At 36.8% G+C, this 14338-nt stretch carries 24 protein-coding genes; 2 read left to right on the top strand and 22 right to left on the bottom strand.

Annotation, left to right across the window (positions count from 1 at the left end):
- Positions 1-72: 72 nt before the first annotated feature.
- The 22 genes from F0527_RS07455 to F0527_RS07360 form a co-directional block, all read right to left on the bottom strand.
- Positions 73-552, bottom strand: a complete 480-nt coding sequence (locus F0527_RS07455; protein WP_223823535.1) for a sigma-70 family RNA polymerase sigma factor — start codon at positions 550-552, stop codon at positions 73-75.
- Positions 553-885: 333 nt separating this feature from the next.
- Entirely contained in the window at positions 886-1065 is a 180-nt protein-coding gene (locus F0527_RS07450) for a hypothetical protein (RefSeq protein WP_150284337.1), read from the bottom strand.
- Between the two features lie 19 nt (positions 1066-1084).
- Entirely contained in the window at positions 1085-1603 is a 519-nt protein-coding gene (locus F0527_RS07445; RefSeq protein WP_150284336.1) for a Holliday junction resolvase RecU, read from the bottom strand.
- A gap of 15 nt (positions 1604-1618) precedes the next feature.
- Positions 1619-1900, bottom strand: coding sequence for a hypothetical protein (locus F0527_RS07440; protein ID WP_150284335.1), 282 nt, complete (start codon positions 1898-1900; stop codon positions 1619-1621).
- Positions 1901-1927: 27 nt separating this feature from the next.
- On the bottom strand, positions 1928-2167 hold the full coding sequence (locus F0527_RS07435) for a hypothetical protein (RefSeq protein ID WP_150284334.1): 240 nt from the start codon (positions 2165-2167) through the stop codon (positions 1928-1930).
- 633 nt (positions 2168-2800) lie between these two features.
- Entirely contained in the window at positions 2801-3031 is a 231-nt protein-coding gene (locus tag F0527_RS07430) for a hypothetical protein (protein ID WP_150284333.1), read from the bottom strand.
- Between the two features lie 36 nt (positions 3032-3067).
- Entirely contained in the window at positions 3068-3208 is a 141-nt protein-coding gene (locus F0527_RS17020) for a hypothetical protein (RefSeq protein WP_190323409.1), read from the bottom strand.
- A gap of 91 nt (positions 3209-3299) precedes the next feature.
- Positions 3300-3524 (bottom strand): hypothetical protein, encoded by a 225-nt coding sequence (locus tag F0527_RS07425; protein ID WP_150284332.1) that lies wholly within the window; start codon positions 3522-3524, stop codon positions 3300-3302.
- A gap of 138 nt (positions 3525-3662) precedes the next feature.
- A complete protein-coding gene (locus F0527_RS17210; RefSeq protein ID WP_223823534.1) occupies positions 3663-3836 on the bottom strand; it encodes a DUF6011 domain-containing protein in 174 nt (57 codons plus the stop codon).
- Positions 3837-4386: 550 nt separating this feature from the next.
- The gene (locus F0527_RS07420; protein WP_150284331.1) at positions 4387-4602 is read right to left on the bottom strand and encodes a hypothetical protein; all 216 of its coding nucleotides are present in this window, start codon (positions 4600-4602) and stop codon (positions 4387-4389) included.
- Positions 4599-5213: a hypothetical protein gene (locus F0527_RS07415; RefSeq protein ID WP_150284330.1), complete on the bottom strand. Its 615-nt coding sequence runs from the start codon at positions 5211-5213 to the stop codon at positions 4599-4601. The genes F0527_RS07420 and F0527_RS07415 overlap by 4 nt, the downstream gene beginning before the upstream one ends.
- Positions 5203-6204, bottom strand: a complete 1002-nt coding sequence (locus F0527_RS07410; RefSeq protein ID WP_223823580.1) for an ATP-binding protein — start codon at positions 6202-6204, stop codon at positions 5203-5205. The genes F0527_RS07415 and F0527_RS07410 overlap by 11 nt, the downstream gene beginning before the upstream one ends.
- Positions 6089-7003 carry a DnaD domain protein gene (locus F0527_RS17205; protein WP_150284328.1) on the bottom strand — a complete coding sequence of 305 codons (915 nt, stop codon included), beginning with the start codon at positions 7001-7003 and terminating at the stop codon, positions 6089-6091. The genes F0527_RS07410 and F0527_RS17205 overlap by 116 nt, the downstream gene beginning before the upstream one ends.
- A gap of 17 nt (positions 7004-7020) precedes the next feature.
- Positions 7021-7224 (bottom strand): hypothetical protein, encoded by a 204-nt coding sequence (locus F0527_RS07400; RefSeq protein ID WP_150284327.1) that lies wholly within the window; start codon positions 7222-7224, stop codon positions 7021-7023.
- A 172-nt stretch (positions 7225-7396) separates the two neighbouring features.
- The gene (locus tag F0527_RS07395) at positions 7397-8200 is read right to left on the bottom strand and encodes a PD-(D/E)XK nuclease-like domain-containing protein (RefSeq protein ID WP_223823533.1); all 804 of its coding nucleotides are present in this window, start codon (positions 8198-8200) and stop codon (positions 7397-7399) included.
- Positions 8172-9077, bottom strand: coding sequence for a hypothetical protein (locus tag F0527_RS07390; protein WP_150284326.1), 906 nt, complete (start codon positions 9075-9077; stop codon positions 8172-8174). Before F0527_RS07390 ends, F0527_RS07395 begins: the two co-directional genes overlap by 29 nt.
- Positions 9078-9153: 76 nt before the next feature.
- A complete protein-coding gene (locus tag F0527_RS07385; RefSeq protein ID WP_150284325.1) occupies positions 9154-9345 on the bottom strand; it encodes a hypothetical protein in 192 nt (63 codons plus the stop codon).
- A 12-nt stretch (positions 9346-9357) separates the two neighbouring features.
- On the bottom strand, positions 9358-9693 hold the full coding sequence (locus tag F0527_RS07380; protein WP_150284324.1) for a hypothetical protein: 336 nt from the start codon (positions 9691-9693) through the stop codon (positions 9358-9360).
- Between the two features lie 291 nt (positions 9694-9984).
- A complete protein-coding gene (locus tag F0527_RS07375) occupies positions 9985-10248 on the bottom strand; it encodes a hypothetical protein (protein ID WP_150284323.1) in 264 nt (87 codons plus the stop codon).
- Between the two features lie 61 nt (positions 10249-10309).
- The gene (locus tag F0527_RS07370; RefSeq protein ID WP_190323408.1) at positions 10310-10621 is read right to left on the bottom strand and encodes a hypothetical protein; all 312 of its coding nucleotides are present in this window, start codon (positions 10619-10621) and stop codon (positions 10310-10312) included.
- Entirely contained in the window at positions 10602-11360 is a 759-nt protein-coding gene (locus F0527_RS07365) for an ORF6C domain-containing protein (protein WP_150284321.1), read from the bottom strand. Before F0527_RS07365 ends, F0527_RS07370 begins: the two co-directional genes overlap by 20 nt.
- Before the next feature lie 92 nt (positions 11361-11452).
- Positions 11453-11680 carry a helix-turn-helix transcriptional regulator gene (locus tag F0527_RS07360; protein WP_150284320.1) on the bottom strand — a complete coding sequence of 76 codons (228 nt, stop codon included), beginning with the start codon at positions 11678-11680 and terminating at the stop codon, positions 11453-11455.
- Positions 11681-11850: 170 nt separating this feature from the next.
- Between F0527_RS07360 and F0527_RS07355 the strand changes: the two genes are divergently transcribed.
- A complete protein-coding gene (locus F0527_RS07355; protein WP_150284319.1) occupies positions 11851-12243 on the top strand; it encodes a helix-turn-helix domain-containing protein in 393 nt (130 codons plus the stop codon).
- Positions 12244-12602: 359 nt separating this feature from the next.
- On the top strand, positions 12603-13775 hold the full coding sequence (locus F0527_RS07350) for a site-specific integrase (RefSeq protein WP_190323407.1): 1173 nt from the start codon (positions 12603-12605) through the stop codon (positions 13773-13775).
- The last annotated feature ends 563 nt before the right edge of the window (positions 13776-14338 follow it).

Below are 14338 nucleotides of genomic sequence, written 5' to 3'. Positions count from 1 at the left end.
TTTATTGAGGTATATATCATTATTATGATTTCGCCATCTCAAAAATTCCCTACACCATTTTACATATATTTTTTATCCCATTACAACATCAATGGGTTTTGTCATAATGTCTAGGATTTGTCTATTTTGTCTTATTTGTACGACGATGTCTTTTTTGACACTTTGCACATAATCTTTTGATAAAGCTAAGTGAGTTGATATGTATCGGTAGGTCATCCCATCCAATAGCAAATCATAAATGGTCTTGTACAGTTCTGATTCTAATATCTGAAAGACGTATTCTAATGCATACACTCTTCGTTCGAGGCGGATTAAACGTTCATATTGCTTTTCTTCCCGAATATCCATCTGTTCTAGTTCAGCTCTACTTTTTATCGAAGATCCACCTGGCATAGCTGCCTCATCCCCATATTTAGCCACTCCCCAATTTCTCATAGGGATAGATTCACCAAAAAGAATATTTTGCAGACGTTTGATTTCTACCTTCATCCAGCGGTAATCACGTATCATGTCGTTGATTGCTTCTGTTGTAATCTCAGTAATTTTCCCCATATCCATCTACCCCTTTATATTAACGTCTGCTCCGAACTGCACCGCCGCGTTTTTCGTATATTTGCCGATTGGTACCCATTAAGTCCAGTAGATCTCAATGGGACAGTTTCTCAGTTTTCTTTTTTCTTGCTACATCTTTTCTCTTTGTCTTAGGTGCTCGTTTTGACTTTGTTAATCCTTTCCCAACTAATTCTCTCCTTAATGTCCTCATTTCCTCCACCGCCTATATATTTTTAAATGCAAAAAGGGATGCTGAAAGAAACAGCCTGCTTGCACTGTTTCCTGTCAACATCCCCGGTATTTTCCGTAAGGAATAAATATTGTAATGTATTACTATTTTATCATGTCTTGTCCTCGGTACCTAATAGTTTCGTTACGTTTTATATCATGAACACAGCCATTTTGATAGACAATTTCTACTTGTCCAAATGCAATCGGCGTAATTTTTGTTAATTTACCTTTTTCTAAAATGTAGACCCCATTCTCTTTTAAATCATGCTCTTTCGGTGTCATATCATATCCCCCTTCAATTCTATGAACCTACTGCGTATTTCAAGTAATCTAGCACTATACCATTTTCCGACTTAATCTTTTGGCATTGCTCAGAAAAGTATTGATATGGAATGGACTTTTTGCCACCTTTTTGTGCAACGTCCCAGAATTCTTGCAATCTCTCAAACGGCAAATAATAGATTTCACCCTGTTTAGATGCGAATGAGACAATTAAGAATGCAGCTGCTCCTTGTTCATGCCATGATTTCAAGAAACGGTATTGATGATCATGCAGGTTTTTTAGTGGGAACCGTGGCTCTTTTGTTTCCTTTGCATCAAATACAATAGATCTCCCATCACTAATGCCAATATAATCTGTAAACTCACCTTTCGTTAAGGTACCGGACACTTTACTTCCTGCAACTTTGAGTATTTTTACTGGTGTCGGAATTTTTTTAACGTCCGCTTTCCTTGTGTTCAGATATTGCTTGTTTGTTATATCCAGCAATCGCTCAAGAATTGCTCCACGATTAGCGTAAGTTCTATTTTGACCTCTCAATAGTCGCTCTCCATTCTAAAATAAAGTCATCTGTTCCTGTCTTACTACTTGATTACGGATAGAAATTGCAGAAACAATAATTCCTTCTATCACGATTTCCCAATTCGAAATAATTTCTTTAATCTTGCCGCGTTTCCACTTCATATCCCAATACTCAACTTCTTGACCAGCTTTCCAACCGAAGTCATGTGACTCGATCGCTTTACGAAATTGTGGAACTAGATTGTTCCATTCAGGATAATTCTTCTCGGCTAGGAGCTCGCTCATCTGTTTGCTGATTCTCTCCCATTCAGGCATGATTATCTCCCCTTTTAGTAGAACAAGTCATTCGAACTTTTCATTATTAATTTCAGAACCTTCTGAAACCTTATAACCCTCTTTTTCCATAGCTTTTATAAAATGCTCTGCAAACGGAACGACTGCTGTAGCACTTTTATTGAACTTCTGTTGCATATCAACATAGCTTTCATATCGTCTTCTTCTGCCATGCTGACTATTAGACCCTTCAGACATTACCCTCGGTCTACTTGCTTTAATCTGGATGCCTGTTTTTCTAATGTTCATGGGTAGCCTCCTATTCAGTTAACTGGAATCTTGTAATTAAATCAGAATAATAAATAAACACGTTGGTCATAATAAAGATGGACGGTCCATTAACCGTCGTTCACACCGTTATTCCCCACACGCTTGAATTCCATTTCGAGCGTGTAATTCGTTTATCTTCCGAATAAATTTTTTTGAATCTCTTTGTATAAACTGCTCTTACAAGGATTATAATGTAGGAGAACGGTGTAATAACCGTTGTAATCGCCTATCTTATCGCACGTTTGACTCACCTCAAGCGTGCTTTTTATTTTCTTCGGTTGGTGTATTTCCCAATAGGATTTTGTTCTTATAATTAATATGATAATCACTTATATCCAGAAGAAAAAAAGCATTCGAAGTGTTTATTCAATAGTGAATTTCTCGGAATCTGGGTCATATAATGTCTGTAGTTTAAAAAGGTGGTGAAGAGATGTATCGTTTCACTATTGAGCTGAGGATCACTGAACGTGAACTTCTTATTATCCTCCTTGTTGCGAAAGTATTCGGTTACTAAGGTTTAAGGATAACAACATGATTTTCGTTGTTATCTGAGGATGATAATAAAATTAATAGTGAAATGGCATCTTTTCTTTTAAATATCTAGAGTAAGCATTACCAAATGCGATTATTATTTGCATCTTGGTAATATCTTTTTGATTTAACTACATATCCATAATCCAGTAGCTTTAAATCCTGGTATGCTTTTGTTGGCGAATCAAATATGCACTCCTCGGTAACTTCAGTTTGAAAGGAATTAGTTTTTCGATTGTACGTTCGTTTTCCATTCGCTGATTGAATGACCCAAACAGGAATTTCAATTCCCATTCCACTGCTATATTCCATGTAATTTCCTCCTTCGCTTTTTAGTCGTAATGTGAACTAAACATTTGTCTTATAGATAACCATTATTCCGTAGCCATCATTGTTCAGACTCATTTTAATATCAATAATTTCAACGTTTTGATTTTCTGCTAACCACTTATTGATTCCATCTTCACCGTCACAATATATTTGAATCATCATTTTTCCTCCTTCTCATTTTGTTTCAACTGCGTATTTGACGGCCCTTTTGTTTCTCATGTTGTATGTACTCACCGTATTGTTATGATAACTAGACTTTTAGAACACCTGGCTTATTCGTCAACCAGGTATTAAAAGGACCGCTCACCCTATCGATAAAAATAACGATTTCCTCATATCGATTCTGTGCTTCCACAATGTAGCCGACTTCGTCAATGATTTTTCGGACTTCTACTTGGTAACCAAAACCTTCTAAGTGAGAAGCTTCTTTTGCAGCAACTTCTTTTAAGACTTTGAGCTTGTGTCTGTTTTTCATTTCCCCACTCCTTTTTCTTTTTTTAATTTCACCGGTATACCGTTTCCATTAACTTGTGGAGCGTCCTTGCGCCATCCTTCCCGTTTGAGTGTGCTGATTTCTTCTCAGTTAAAATGGCCGCAAACGATACGACGCTCTCTATCGACAATCTTGTAAAGTGTCATGATCGTTTCCATCATCAAGCACCTCAAATATGGTCATTTGATTTTTTAAGAACTCTTCATACGCTTGTTTTTTCTTACATATTGGTCCAATACCTCGCTCGATTGACTTTTTGGATTTCAAAGGTCTATTACAGCGTGGACACAACATTGTTAAGCACCTTCTGAGAGCAGTAGATTCCTTGAACATTAAAAACCGAGTTGTGGTATTTAAACGAGATTGCTAGAATATGTTGCTCTTCTGGACAGTAATATATGATTGTTAGGAATAATCTCTTTGAAGTTTTAATATATTTATATAAACGACCCTCAAATTCTAGTTGAGGACTGACAGATTTATAGTTTCGATATATTTCAGAGAGTGATTGATAGCTTTGATCTTTGTTAATGCTGACGACTTTCATTTCTTTCACCGCCCTTGTTTATTTATTGCGTTTATTCTTTTCGTATCTATTCCATTTCGAAAAGCTTCGGATTTCCATATAAATCATTAAGTTGAAACCCAGCAGAGCTACTATAAGAGCACATAGGTTGAGGAATTCGTTTGTCATAAGCACCCACCTCCTATTGTTCTAATACCCGTCTAATAGCCAATACAGAATGAAGTATGCGATATTTTACGAAAATGAGAGGACGTCCACCAATTTGATGGACCCCTCTTTCCTTCAGCTCAGCCATCAGGATTTCCCGCTTCAATTCATTTAGCATATGGCTTTTCTGCCAACACTTTCGTGATATTCAAGGATATAGTCACTGTATTCGCTATATAGACCAACTGGAGCCTTATGCTTTGCCAGCATGTCTTGGACATCCTGTTCGTCATAACACACTGTTTTGTTTACCATGTCACAGTCTTCGTTTAGCCAAAAAATGAGCGCGTAAGGGATTTGATTGAAGCCAATGAATGTTGGAGTCACTTTTCTCCCTCCTCAAACGGGTTATCTATTTCATAAAAGTCACGACCGATAAAGAAGTTACCGCCTTTGTCCGGAAGAGGAACACCTAACTCATCTGTTTCAAATGTAGCTGCCTCTTGTGTTATTTTCGTACCGCAATCATGACACTTCATGTAACGATTGGATTCGCGATTATATCGATTACCTTCATTTCCACATTGAGGGCAAAAATAATGTGATTTATAAAGTTTATAGCCTTCTTCTGTTTCACGTATGTCACAGCTTTTTGGTTGTCGCTCTCCCAGTATTTCGAACGGTTTATGTGATAATGTTTTGGTTGCTCCCACCAACGGTAACTGCCGAGAGTGTTTTGGTTTGCTAGCAATATCATTTTTTGGAATCGATACTCCTTCATGCCATACTCCATCTCCACAATTTACAAGACTCGTTTGGTCAGCTGGTTCTGTAATGGTTGCTACGACTTCTTTTAAGGGTGTTTCTTGAGTATTGGTAAGACGTTCAAATGAATGTCCACATACACCGAAGAAACCTTCTATAGCCATTTCAATATGTTTGTCATTACCTTCAGTTATGTTTAAAAATGAGTTATTTAGCTTTAATTCAATGTTCATTGTTTTCCTCCTTGAAGAGCAGTTGCTCTAATTTATTGTTTTCATATTCACTTTCTCGATCACGAACCGATTCTTCTGGCATGAACAATTCCATACATAACTTTTTCAACCGGCTCCCTACGCGACTGTCATCACCTTCTGCATAACTCTTGATTTGCCCATCTTTAGATTTGTATTGCTGCGTCCCAAATTCTTCAATGGTAAGGTTAGACGTAATTATTGTTGGTAGCTTTTGTTCAACCCGATAATCAAAAATGGTATAAAGCAGTTCCTCAACAAATTCGGAAGGTTTTTCCGCAGCTAAGTCATCAATAACGAGCACATCTACTTTTTGAAATGCTGAGATTACATCTAAATCGTTCATATTACTCCCTTGGCTGTACGTTTTACGAACTTCTTTTGACATATTTACCGCTTTTACTACCGCTACGTTAACTCCTAATTGATGAACAAGGTCATTTGCTATGCTGATTGCTAAGCGTGTTTTTCCAGAACCCTTAATGCTTGAATAAATATATAGGCCCTTTCCGGCACTTTTCATCTCTTCAAAGTTCTTGATGTAATTAACTGCAGCTAAACGATTAACTTTGCCGATTTGCTTATGCTGCTCAGTTGTATAAACACCGTAATTAAAATTATTCAGGTGAGCGTCCTGAAAGAGTTTTGGAATGCCAGCTGTAGAGAGTTTCTTTTTTAACTCCAGTGCTTTTTGACGTTGTCCATAGCATTTACAAGGTTCTTTCCATTCGAATTTTTTATCAGCTTTATATACCACTTCATCATCCAATTTCCCATTCTTTTGGATTTCTGCAGCTATGCTCCAATCTTTGAACCATAACAACCCAGAGCCATCACATTTATGGTAAGGACACTTATCACTCGCTTGGTTGATCTGTTCGATTGGATTCTCCCTGTAATAACTTTGCACGTCGTTCATGCGCCGCTTTAATTCTGGACTCTTTTCCATCATCTCTTCCAAAGCTTTGTTTATTGGTTGCACTATTTTCACTCCTTTTGCGATAAAGTTCCAAAGTTCGCAAGTCTGATATATTTTGTTCTTTCCAACTTCTTAAGACTTTCCCCATATAAATCGCTGGGCTTTTCACATCACGCTTAAGAGCTGTCATTTTCAAAGCTTCGTAGATTAATTCTGTTGGATATTCTTGGTACAAGTAATTTATTTCTTGTTGCTCCATAGATCTGACTAGGCCAAAGTTGTTTTCATAGACTTTTATTAAGTTCCCAAAATTAGGATCTATCCTAAATCCTCCTCCTGGGTTGTGTATATTCGTTGTAGCTGTAGTTTCTTCATTGCTGAGGAGGATGTTGTTAGTATTATTTAAGTTAATATTATTTAAAGAATCAGTATTACTATAGTTAGTATTACTATTAATGGATTCTCCTACGTAGGGAATCCCTACATAGGGTTTTCCTACATTGGATTTTCCTACGTAGGATTTTCCGTCATAGGAATCATGTAAATATGGTTCAACTGTATAGTTATAGCCTTTAAGGTGTCCCTTTTCATCTCGAATCCTTTCACCTCGAATTAGGTAACCTACTTCTAACAATTCCTTAATAATAGATTTAACTGAATCCGGTCCATTTTTAGCACGCTTAACAATATCGGTTTCATAAAACTTCCAATCATCTGGTTTGCTAAGCAGATACAGCATTAAACCTTTTGCTTGCCATGAGAGATTCTCGTTATTCGTAATTTCATTATCAACTTGTGTGAAGGCACGTTGCTTACGACTTTTCCGTAGAATATTTTGAGTATCTTGGTTCATGTCGTACCTTCCCTCCTTTAAAAAACTTTAAATTGTGTCAATTCTTGATGTATCTGGCTCAACCGTCCCTTTGTAATTTGAATATTATTCTGGTCATCTTTCTCCATGTATTCATGTAACCAAGAAAGTTGATAATCCAACTCAAGATGTAATGCTTTTATTGTCTCTACTTTTTGATTTGCTCTAGCGATTGCATTGACAATCGATTCTATTAAATTCATAGTCCTGCCCCCTTATAATCTATTCGTTTCGCAAATCGCCAATCTATTCCTGACTTTAATCACCCGATAGCCTTCGTAACGCTTCATATATTCGAGTACTAGCCTTTTAATTTCATCTTTATCGCCCTGAGCTTGTTCAAAGATCCATGCAGGCAAGCACACTTTTGTTTGATTATTCATCTAACAAAAATCCAATCTCATAAGTGCTTGATAACTTTTTTGTGGCTCTGCAATATGCACACTTTTCACATCTAATAGGAGTGGCTAGACCTTGCTTCGTTTTAAGCATGCTTGGTAGATATGTTTCGACATACTCAAGTTCAAAATTGAAGCGACTTTCATCAAAGTGAAGAATTGCCTTGTCAGGAGGATTCTCCTTTGTTACTGCCACAATATAAGGAGTTAGTTCATAACCTGTTGATTGCTTTATGATTTCTCTGTAAATAGCCATTTGTAGCACGTAGTCAAAGGATTCAACGAACGAAACGTACTTCTGATACTTATCATTCCAAAACCGCTTAGAAAGGCTCTGTGTGGTCTTCAAATCACTAAAGAAACCTTGTTGCAAATTGATGTTATCAACTTTCACTTTCCAATCAGCCCCGAATAAATGACCTGTGAAAATTTGTTCTTTCTCACCTGATAAAGCAAACATCGCAAAATCGTCACTCTTCAATGTTTCAATCATTCGATCTGCTTGTTCAAAATCGGCATATTTTCCGCCGCGGTTTTTAAATATGGCATCATGTTCTTGCTCACAAAAGTTATTGAATGCTGCATCACTCTCAAATGCCGCATGAGTGTAAGAACCAACCGTTAATGCATTAGAATAAGGTTCGATATACTCGCCGTTTAATTTCGCAATTTCCGTAGCTTCGCATTGCATCATGCTTTTGAATTGGGAAACCGAGAAATACTCTCGGTTCGCCTCCTGTGAATGGTAATTCTCACTGTTCAAAGCTAATTTCATCGTCATCTTTTGGGTCCTCCTCTACCTTCGTTTCAGGCTTTGGCGCTTCTTCTTTTTTCGTTTCAGTGAATGCTTCCGCTAATCCACTCGACTCTTTTTTACCAGCGCTTTTGTCAAACCAATCCTCTGCTTTGGACATACCATCTCTTAGCGAGTTGAAAATCTTAATTAAGTCAAGGTAATCACGCTCTGTAAATGCCTCAGCATTGTATCCAAAACGTTCTTCAATCATTGGTTGTGTAACTCGATGCTGTTCCTTGAAAGCGCCTAGCGCGCTTGCTATACGTTCTTTTAAAGGTTTGCTATTTTGCCCTGCTAGTGTCCGTTCACATTCTTCTACCGCCTTATCAACTATGTCTCCTGGAATAATTCCTAGAATGCAGGCTCTTAATCGTCGCGAACCATCGCTAGCTACCCGTTCGTAAATATCCCGAGGATCTTCTAATTTCTTGAGCTTACCTTTTGATTTGAACGAATGTTTCACCGTAAATACTTTTTCTTGTCGGACATTTGTTTCAAGATCCCAGGCATATGCCATTGCTACTGATTCACCTTCACGTTGCTCAAGCTCTTTAATTCCGAATGAAAGGTTTCCCCAATTTTGTGCGAGAACTTCTGCCAATCGAATAGATGGTCCGGTCACTTTCGTTCCACCGCGTGGGTACTGATACATCGCAACATTTGCTAATGCAGGCCGTTTACAGTTGTCTAGAATTCGTTGTTCAGATTGAAACGTGTTACGCGGAAACTGCTTCGCCATGAAAATTTGTCCTTTGACTTCTTCCATCTCACGAGAAATGCTAGCTTGCGCTGGTACGCCATGCCCCTGACTTTGACTTGGAAATGCTTGTTGGTACTGATATTGTTGTGATAAGTCATTCATTGAAAGTTCCTCCTTATTTGTGGTAAGATATCTGAAAATATGATTGTTTAAGGACCACTTGTGCGAGTGGTCTTTTTTATATTTCTTGGATGGCCCCACTCTTTTTGAGATGGTTTTCCAGGCACGTTGTGCAGCAAAAAAGTTTATCTAGAAAAAGGACTCCTTCGTAACCTTGAAAAACTGAATCCTTACATTCTTCACAACGTCCTACTGGCGAAGCGTACGTTTCTTGAAAGCCTTGTCCATTAACCATTGGATTTTCTAACACGATGAATCCTCCTTACTTTGTTGGATATTCAACACTTAGTGCTGTAACACAGTCAATTGTATTAATGAAGCCTTCTTCAACTAGCATGTCGTATACAGTTTTATTACTGTTATTTGTCATTAATGTTCGGAAATGTTGAGGCTCCAATACATCAATAGCAAGTTCAGCAATCTCATGCTGTAGCGTGTGCTCATCAAACAGATAAAAGTTACTGTCAAAGAAATTCTCCAATTCATCTGCGGTCATCTCGACAACTGCATCATGTAGGCTACGTGAGAATAAAAACTGATTCGCCAAATTAGGATTATGAGAGTAATCTAAAATCCCGTTTGTTAGCTGCTTTACCAAACTAATCGCACCTTTCTATTTAATTTGATGCCATTAACTCGCATCATGAAGCACATGATTTGATAAATAAATTGGAGGCCTTATCACCTCTTTGTTTATATTTCATGTGCTTCATGACAGGAGTTATCCTGTCGTGTTATACTGAATGTACAGTTGATTTATCACGTAGCTGGCTAACCCCTTAAGTTAGCCAGCTATTTTTCATTTTCATCCCTGTACATAAAAACCATTGAGGTGAAGATGATAGTACCCGCTATAGCAAATAGCACGATAAATAAAACTTCTAGTGGATCATACATATAACCTCACCGTATCAGCAGAGATGCCTTCCTTTCGCATACTCATTGCTATATCTCTCAAACGCTTTTGATTTTCACGTTTGAGTTGCAATTGATGTAATGATTGGATGGATTTTTGAGCATCCAACAAACACTGCATGGCTTTTTCTAAGTCTCCCTCGCCTACTAACGCATCTGCTTCAACTAGCAAATCCTCAACACATTCCAGTTCAACTACTACTTTTTCTACATCCTCTGCTCTATATATTTGCTCCAATTATTAGCCCTCCAATTAGTTTGTTTATCCAAAACGTACCTGTCCGTCGTTTTGTTTATTTTTAATCCCACTCGTTCATAATGATTTCTTTAATAGCTGTTAATGATGGTTCATAAAGCCATACTCTTTTACCACGCGGACCACGCTGGCGTTGATATTGTTTAACACGCGGATCCGTAAGTATATATTCTTCTAAAAAGCTCTTTTCGAATGGCAGGGCCTCCGACATTTGATTGATATCCCAAAAGAGAAATACTGGTCTTGAAGCTTCACGGACAAGAGTTTGAAATTCTTGTTCAATTTTCTCCTCCGTAATACCGCTCATTTCAAAAAGCACCTTAATTACTGAACTTTCAGATTGTTGGATTTGCAACTTCCATTACACCACCTTCAACAAGTTCAAGCTGTTTGTATTTGTTGCAATCATCGATTTCCATTTGTAAAGCAGTTTCCGGTCTCCACGTTTCAATGAAGCGTAATGCTTCAGCAAATTTCAGTCTAGGTAATCCTGTGTAACGAGCGATTTTGAAATACTTTTTAAAATCTCTCCAGAAAGCTTGAAATACTTTTCTTCCTATTCGCCTATATGCTGACGATTCGATACCGCCCATTGCCTCTAACGCTTTTGCTTGGCCTGATTTGCGAATGGTGTATTCTTGATCGCTATCGATTCGCATAGTCTCTTTTAGCTCGCCTATATCACTTTTCAAATTCTTGATATCCTGTTCATGTTGCAAAGCCGCTTGAAGAGCCAGTTCCAGATTATTAACAGGTTGTATGTATGAACCTGTTTTGCGAATAGCAGGTATGACGTCTATAGCTAGCCAATCTTGAAATTGTTCTGCAACCTCATTCGATGCTTTGAATGCAAGTTTGTAAACAAGAGGTTCAGGTATTAAGCTGCCTTTCGCCACTTGTGGCGAATTTGGAGGCAAGTAACTATTTACGCGATTCCATCTTACGTACTCAGTTCCATTTTTCGTATCCGTAATACCTAAACACTTAGCAACTTGTTCCGCATCGAATAAGATGGTTTCACTTTCGATTTTTGCTCCGACTTCGAATAATTCGTTTTTGAAGATTTGTAAAGTTTTGTGCTCATTATTTTGCATTTTTATTCCTCCCCTTCTGATCCCTTTTGCTTATTGAAAATTCCATTATAAATACTTAAAATAATAAAGAGTGAAATTTATTATTTAAAATATTATTTTGAGTTAAAAAAAAGGAACTCAACGCTTTTTTCAAGAGCGTTAGCTATTTTTAAAGCATTTGGATATTCAGGGGCCTTGTTGATACCTCGCTCCAAATGGGCAATCGCTCCTTGAGACATCCCAACTTTTTTTGCTAACTTAGATTGTGTTAGTTTTTTAGCTAACCGCGCATTTATTAGATTTACATTTGCTTTTGTTTTGCTTTCGATTTTGGCAACCATTTTCCCACCTCCCATTTATTATTTAAAATAATATTCCGTTGCCTTAAAAACAATATATATTATTCAAAATAATAAATCAAGTAATTTGTGAAAAAAATTAATATTTGTAGTAATATTTAAGGTGTGCTTTGCGTAGAGCAGGCAACTATATATAGAAAGGAAGTGAGTTTTTGAAGGACGTAAAATTCGATGTCATGCTCCGTACTCTTAGAAAAAGGGAGAACATGACTCAAGGGGAACTAGCAGAGAAATTAGGCATAACACAAGGTTCTTTATCCCATTATGAGCGGGGAGAGCAATTTCCTGAAGTACCTGTATTACTTAAAATAGGCGAGTTTTTTGATGTCTCGTTAGACCAACTTATGTATGCAGTTATGAAAAGCGCCAATGAAGTAATAGATGAAAACAACAGGCTTTTAGTGGACCTTGATAATAATATTCCTATTCCTGAATTGAGGGGAAAGTATAAGTTTGTATCTGATGGTAAAGAATTAACTGACGAAGAAATTAAAGCAGCGCTAGAACAAATACAATTCCAGCGCTTTAAATCTCAGTCTAATTAATTTTCTCATTAAATTTGGTGTTCGATTTTTGGAAAACAATACTCGCTAATAGTAGTTTTAAATCTACTACCTGGATTTTTTGATTTCTAGGGGGCTCAACTTTTGTTTTAATAGCGAACATCTCCTTGTTTTTCACGAACGTGTGTTCTTATTTAATTTCATTATACCATACTTTTACTATTTAAGTATATTTAATAGTTTGATAATTTTCAATAACTTTTTATCATTATGTTGGTTTTATAGTAATCATTTCTATATTTATAGTCAATAATATCTAATGACTATAGTCAATATGAATGAAAACTTCTATTGTTCCTACTCCAAAACGTACCTGTCCGTCGTTAAGGAGGAACATAGATATGGCAAGACAGAAACTACAAAAGACTAGAAAAGAAAATATTTATTGGTATCAAGATAGTGATAAAAAGAAAAAGTATGCGTATAGATATAAATATTACGATCACGTAGGAAAAAGGCGAGAAAAATCTAAACAAGGATTTAATTCAGATGTTGAAGCTGAACGAGCATTAACTAAAATTAAATCGACTATATTAAATGGTGGAGAGAAAATTGCTCTTAATGAACAAATTACAGTTGAGCAATGGATGGACGTGTATCTGGATCGCCAACAAGCAAAGTGGAAAGTGTCCACTGCAGCTAATTACAAAAGAATCACTATCCTATATATCAAGCCGCTACTAGGTAAATATAAAATGTCCAAGTTAACCCGTGGGATATATGAGAAAGAATTCGTTGATCAACTGACGAACATGGGCAAGTCTGCGAAAAGCATTGAGTTGTACCATGGTTTCTTTATGGGCGCTATTAATGCAGCTGTCGATGAAGAAGTTATACAGCGTAACAAGATGTCAAAAGCTGATTTACCAAAAGTAGCTAAACAAAATGCTAATGAACTCGAAGGTAATTATTTGACTGTACAAGAATTACAAAAACTTTTAAGTTGTGTTAAACGTGAGTTTAGTTTGACAAGATATATGCTCATACTGCTACTAGCCAGTACCGGTATGCGTAGAGGTGAAGCTTGTGCATTACGTTGGTCAGAAATCGACTTGCAAAACAAAAAGCTTTCCATTAACCATACGCGGGATCATTTTGGTGAACGGACAACTAAAACAGATAATAGTATTCGTACTATTGACATTACTGATTTCTTGGCATCACAATTTGAGAAATACAAAGTATGGTGCAAAGAAAGAAAGTTAACTTTTGGCATGAAACATGCTGAAAGTGATTATGTATTTATCTCTCGTAATTGTAATCCGATAAACCAAAACGAAGCATCCATTGTTTTGGATCAAGTTACCGAACATTACGATTTAAAAAGAATAACGCCTCATGGTTTGAGACATACATTTGTTTCAATACTTATTTCGAATAATGTACCCGTGACTAGCATTGCTAAGATTATTGGCGATACACCGCAAACCGTCATGAAGACATATGCTCATTCGTTTGAAGAAAATGAAAAGAAAGCAATGAAAGTTCTATCCGAGATTACTAGTATCAATTAAGGCCCTTCTATACTTAAAAATGGGGTACAAAATGGGGTACCTACTCGTGTAAGTACCCCTCAACCCCTACCACTACTTGGATTTCCCCAAAGCCATGTGATAGATTTTTCTTATCACTTCTCAATTTTCATAAAAAAGCATGCTTCCTCATTATGTCACTACCCTGTTACAAGGATGAATACACCTATTTTTTAGAAAAATATATATAGAAGATAGGGCTTTTATGGGAATATAGAAATAAAGAAGTAATATAAAACAAATAACCGCAGTTTTATTTATATGCGTTAATTTAACTCATATAAAAATTAAAGAGTTTGCACAAGAGGTTTTACTAATAAAAAACGAACTAAGTATGACATTTAATCTCATACTAGTTCGATTTCTGATTATTATTTTGCTTGATTCCTATTCATTAAGAAAAATTATCACGAAAATTTAGTTTTGTGTTCCATTCCAGATGGCGCTTTCCGCGGGCTTGGCTTCAATCTCGCTTTCCTGCAGTGCTTTCGGTTTAAGCTTTTACCGCAGCAGTCGCCGTCTCTACTTCACATCATTAGATATAT

This window comes from Rummeliibacillus sp. TYF-LIM-RU47 (assembly GCF_008638315.1).
Taxonomy (GTDB): domain Bacteria; phylum Bacillota; class Bacilli; order Bacillales_A; family Planococcaceae; genus Rummeliibacillus; species Rummeliibacillus stabekisii.
Note: the sequence above shows the minus strand (reverse complement) of the source record. Positions and strands in the feature narration are given on the sequence as shown.

Excerpts from the sequence above, each read along its gene's own strand:
- F0527_RS07350 (WP_190323407.1), top strand. The coding sequence starts at position 12,603 with ATGGCAAGACAGAAACTACAAAAGACTAGAAAAGAAAATATTTATTGG.
- F0527_RS07430 (WP_150284333.1), bottom strand. The coding sequence starts at position 3,031 with ATGGAATATAGCAGTGGAATGGGAATTGAAATTCCTGTTTGGGTCATT.
- F0527_RS07455 (WP_223823535.1), bottom strand. The coding sequence starts at position 552 with ATGGGGAAAATTACTGAGATTACAACAGAAGCAATCAACGACATGATA.
- F0527_RS07435 (WP_150284334.1), bottom strand. The coding sequence starts at position 2,167 with ATGAACATTAGAAAAACAGGCATCCAGATTAAAGCAAGTAGACCGAGG.
- F0527_RS07365 (WP_150284321.1), bottom strand. The coding sequence starts at position 11,360 with ATGCAAAATAATGAGCACAAAACTTTACAAATCTTCAAAAACGAATTA.
- F0527_RS07360 (WP_150284320.1), bottom strand. The coding sequence starts at position 11,680 with ATGGTTGCCAAAATCGAAAGCAAAACAAAAGCAAATGTAAATCTAATA.
- F0527_RS07390 (WP_150284326.1), bottom strand. The coding sequence starts at position 9,077 with ATGAATGACTTATCACAACAATATCAGTACCAACAAGCATTTCCAAGT.
- F0527_RS07440 (WP_150284335.1), bottom strand. The coding sequence starts at position 1,900 with ATGCCTGAATGGGAGAGAATCAGCAAACAGATGAGCGAGCTCCTAGCC.
- F0527_RS07395 (WP_223823533.1), bottom strand. The coding sequence starts at position 8,200 with ATGACGATGAAATTAGCTTTGAACAGTGAGAATTACCATTCACAGGAG.
- F0527_RS17205 (WP_150284328.1), bottom strand. The coding sequence starts at position 7,003 with ATGAACCAAGATACTCAAAATATTCTACGGAAAAGTCGTAAGCAACGT.
- F0527_RS07425 (WP_150284332.1), bottom strand. The coding sequence starts at position 3,524 with ATGAAAAACAGACACAAGCTCAAAGTCTTAAAAGAAGTTGCTGCAAAA.
- F0527_RS07400 (WP_150284327.1), bottom strand. The coding sequence starts at position 7,224 with ATGAATTTAATAGAATCGATTGTCAATGCAATCGCTAGAGCAAATCAA.
- F0527_RS17020 (WP_190323409.1), bottom strand. The coding sequence starts at position 3,208 with ATGATTCAAATATATTGTGACGGTGAAGATGGAATCAATAAGTGGTTA.
- F0527_RS07415 (WP_150284330.1), bottom strand. The coding sequence starts at position 5,213 with ATGAACATTGAATTAAAGCTAAATAACTCATTTTTAAACATAACTGAA.
- F0527_RS17210 (WP_223823534.1), bottom strand. The coding sequence starts at position 3,836 with ATGTTGTGTCCACGCTGTAATAGACCTTTGAAATCCAAAAAGTCAATC.
- F0527_RS07450 (WP_150284337.1), bottom strand. The coding sequence starts at position 1,065 with ATGACACCGAAAGAGCATGATTTAAAAGAGAATGGGGTCTACATTTTA.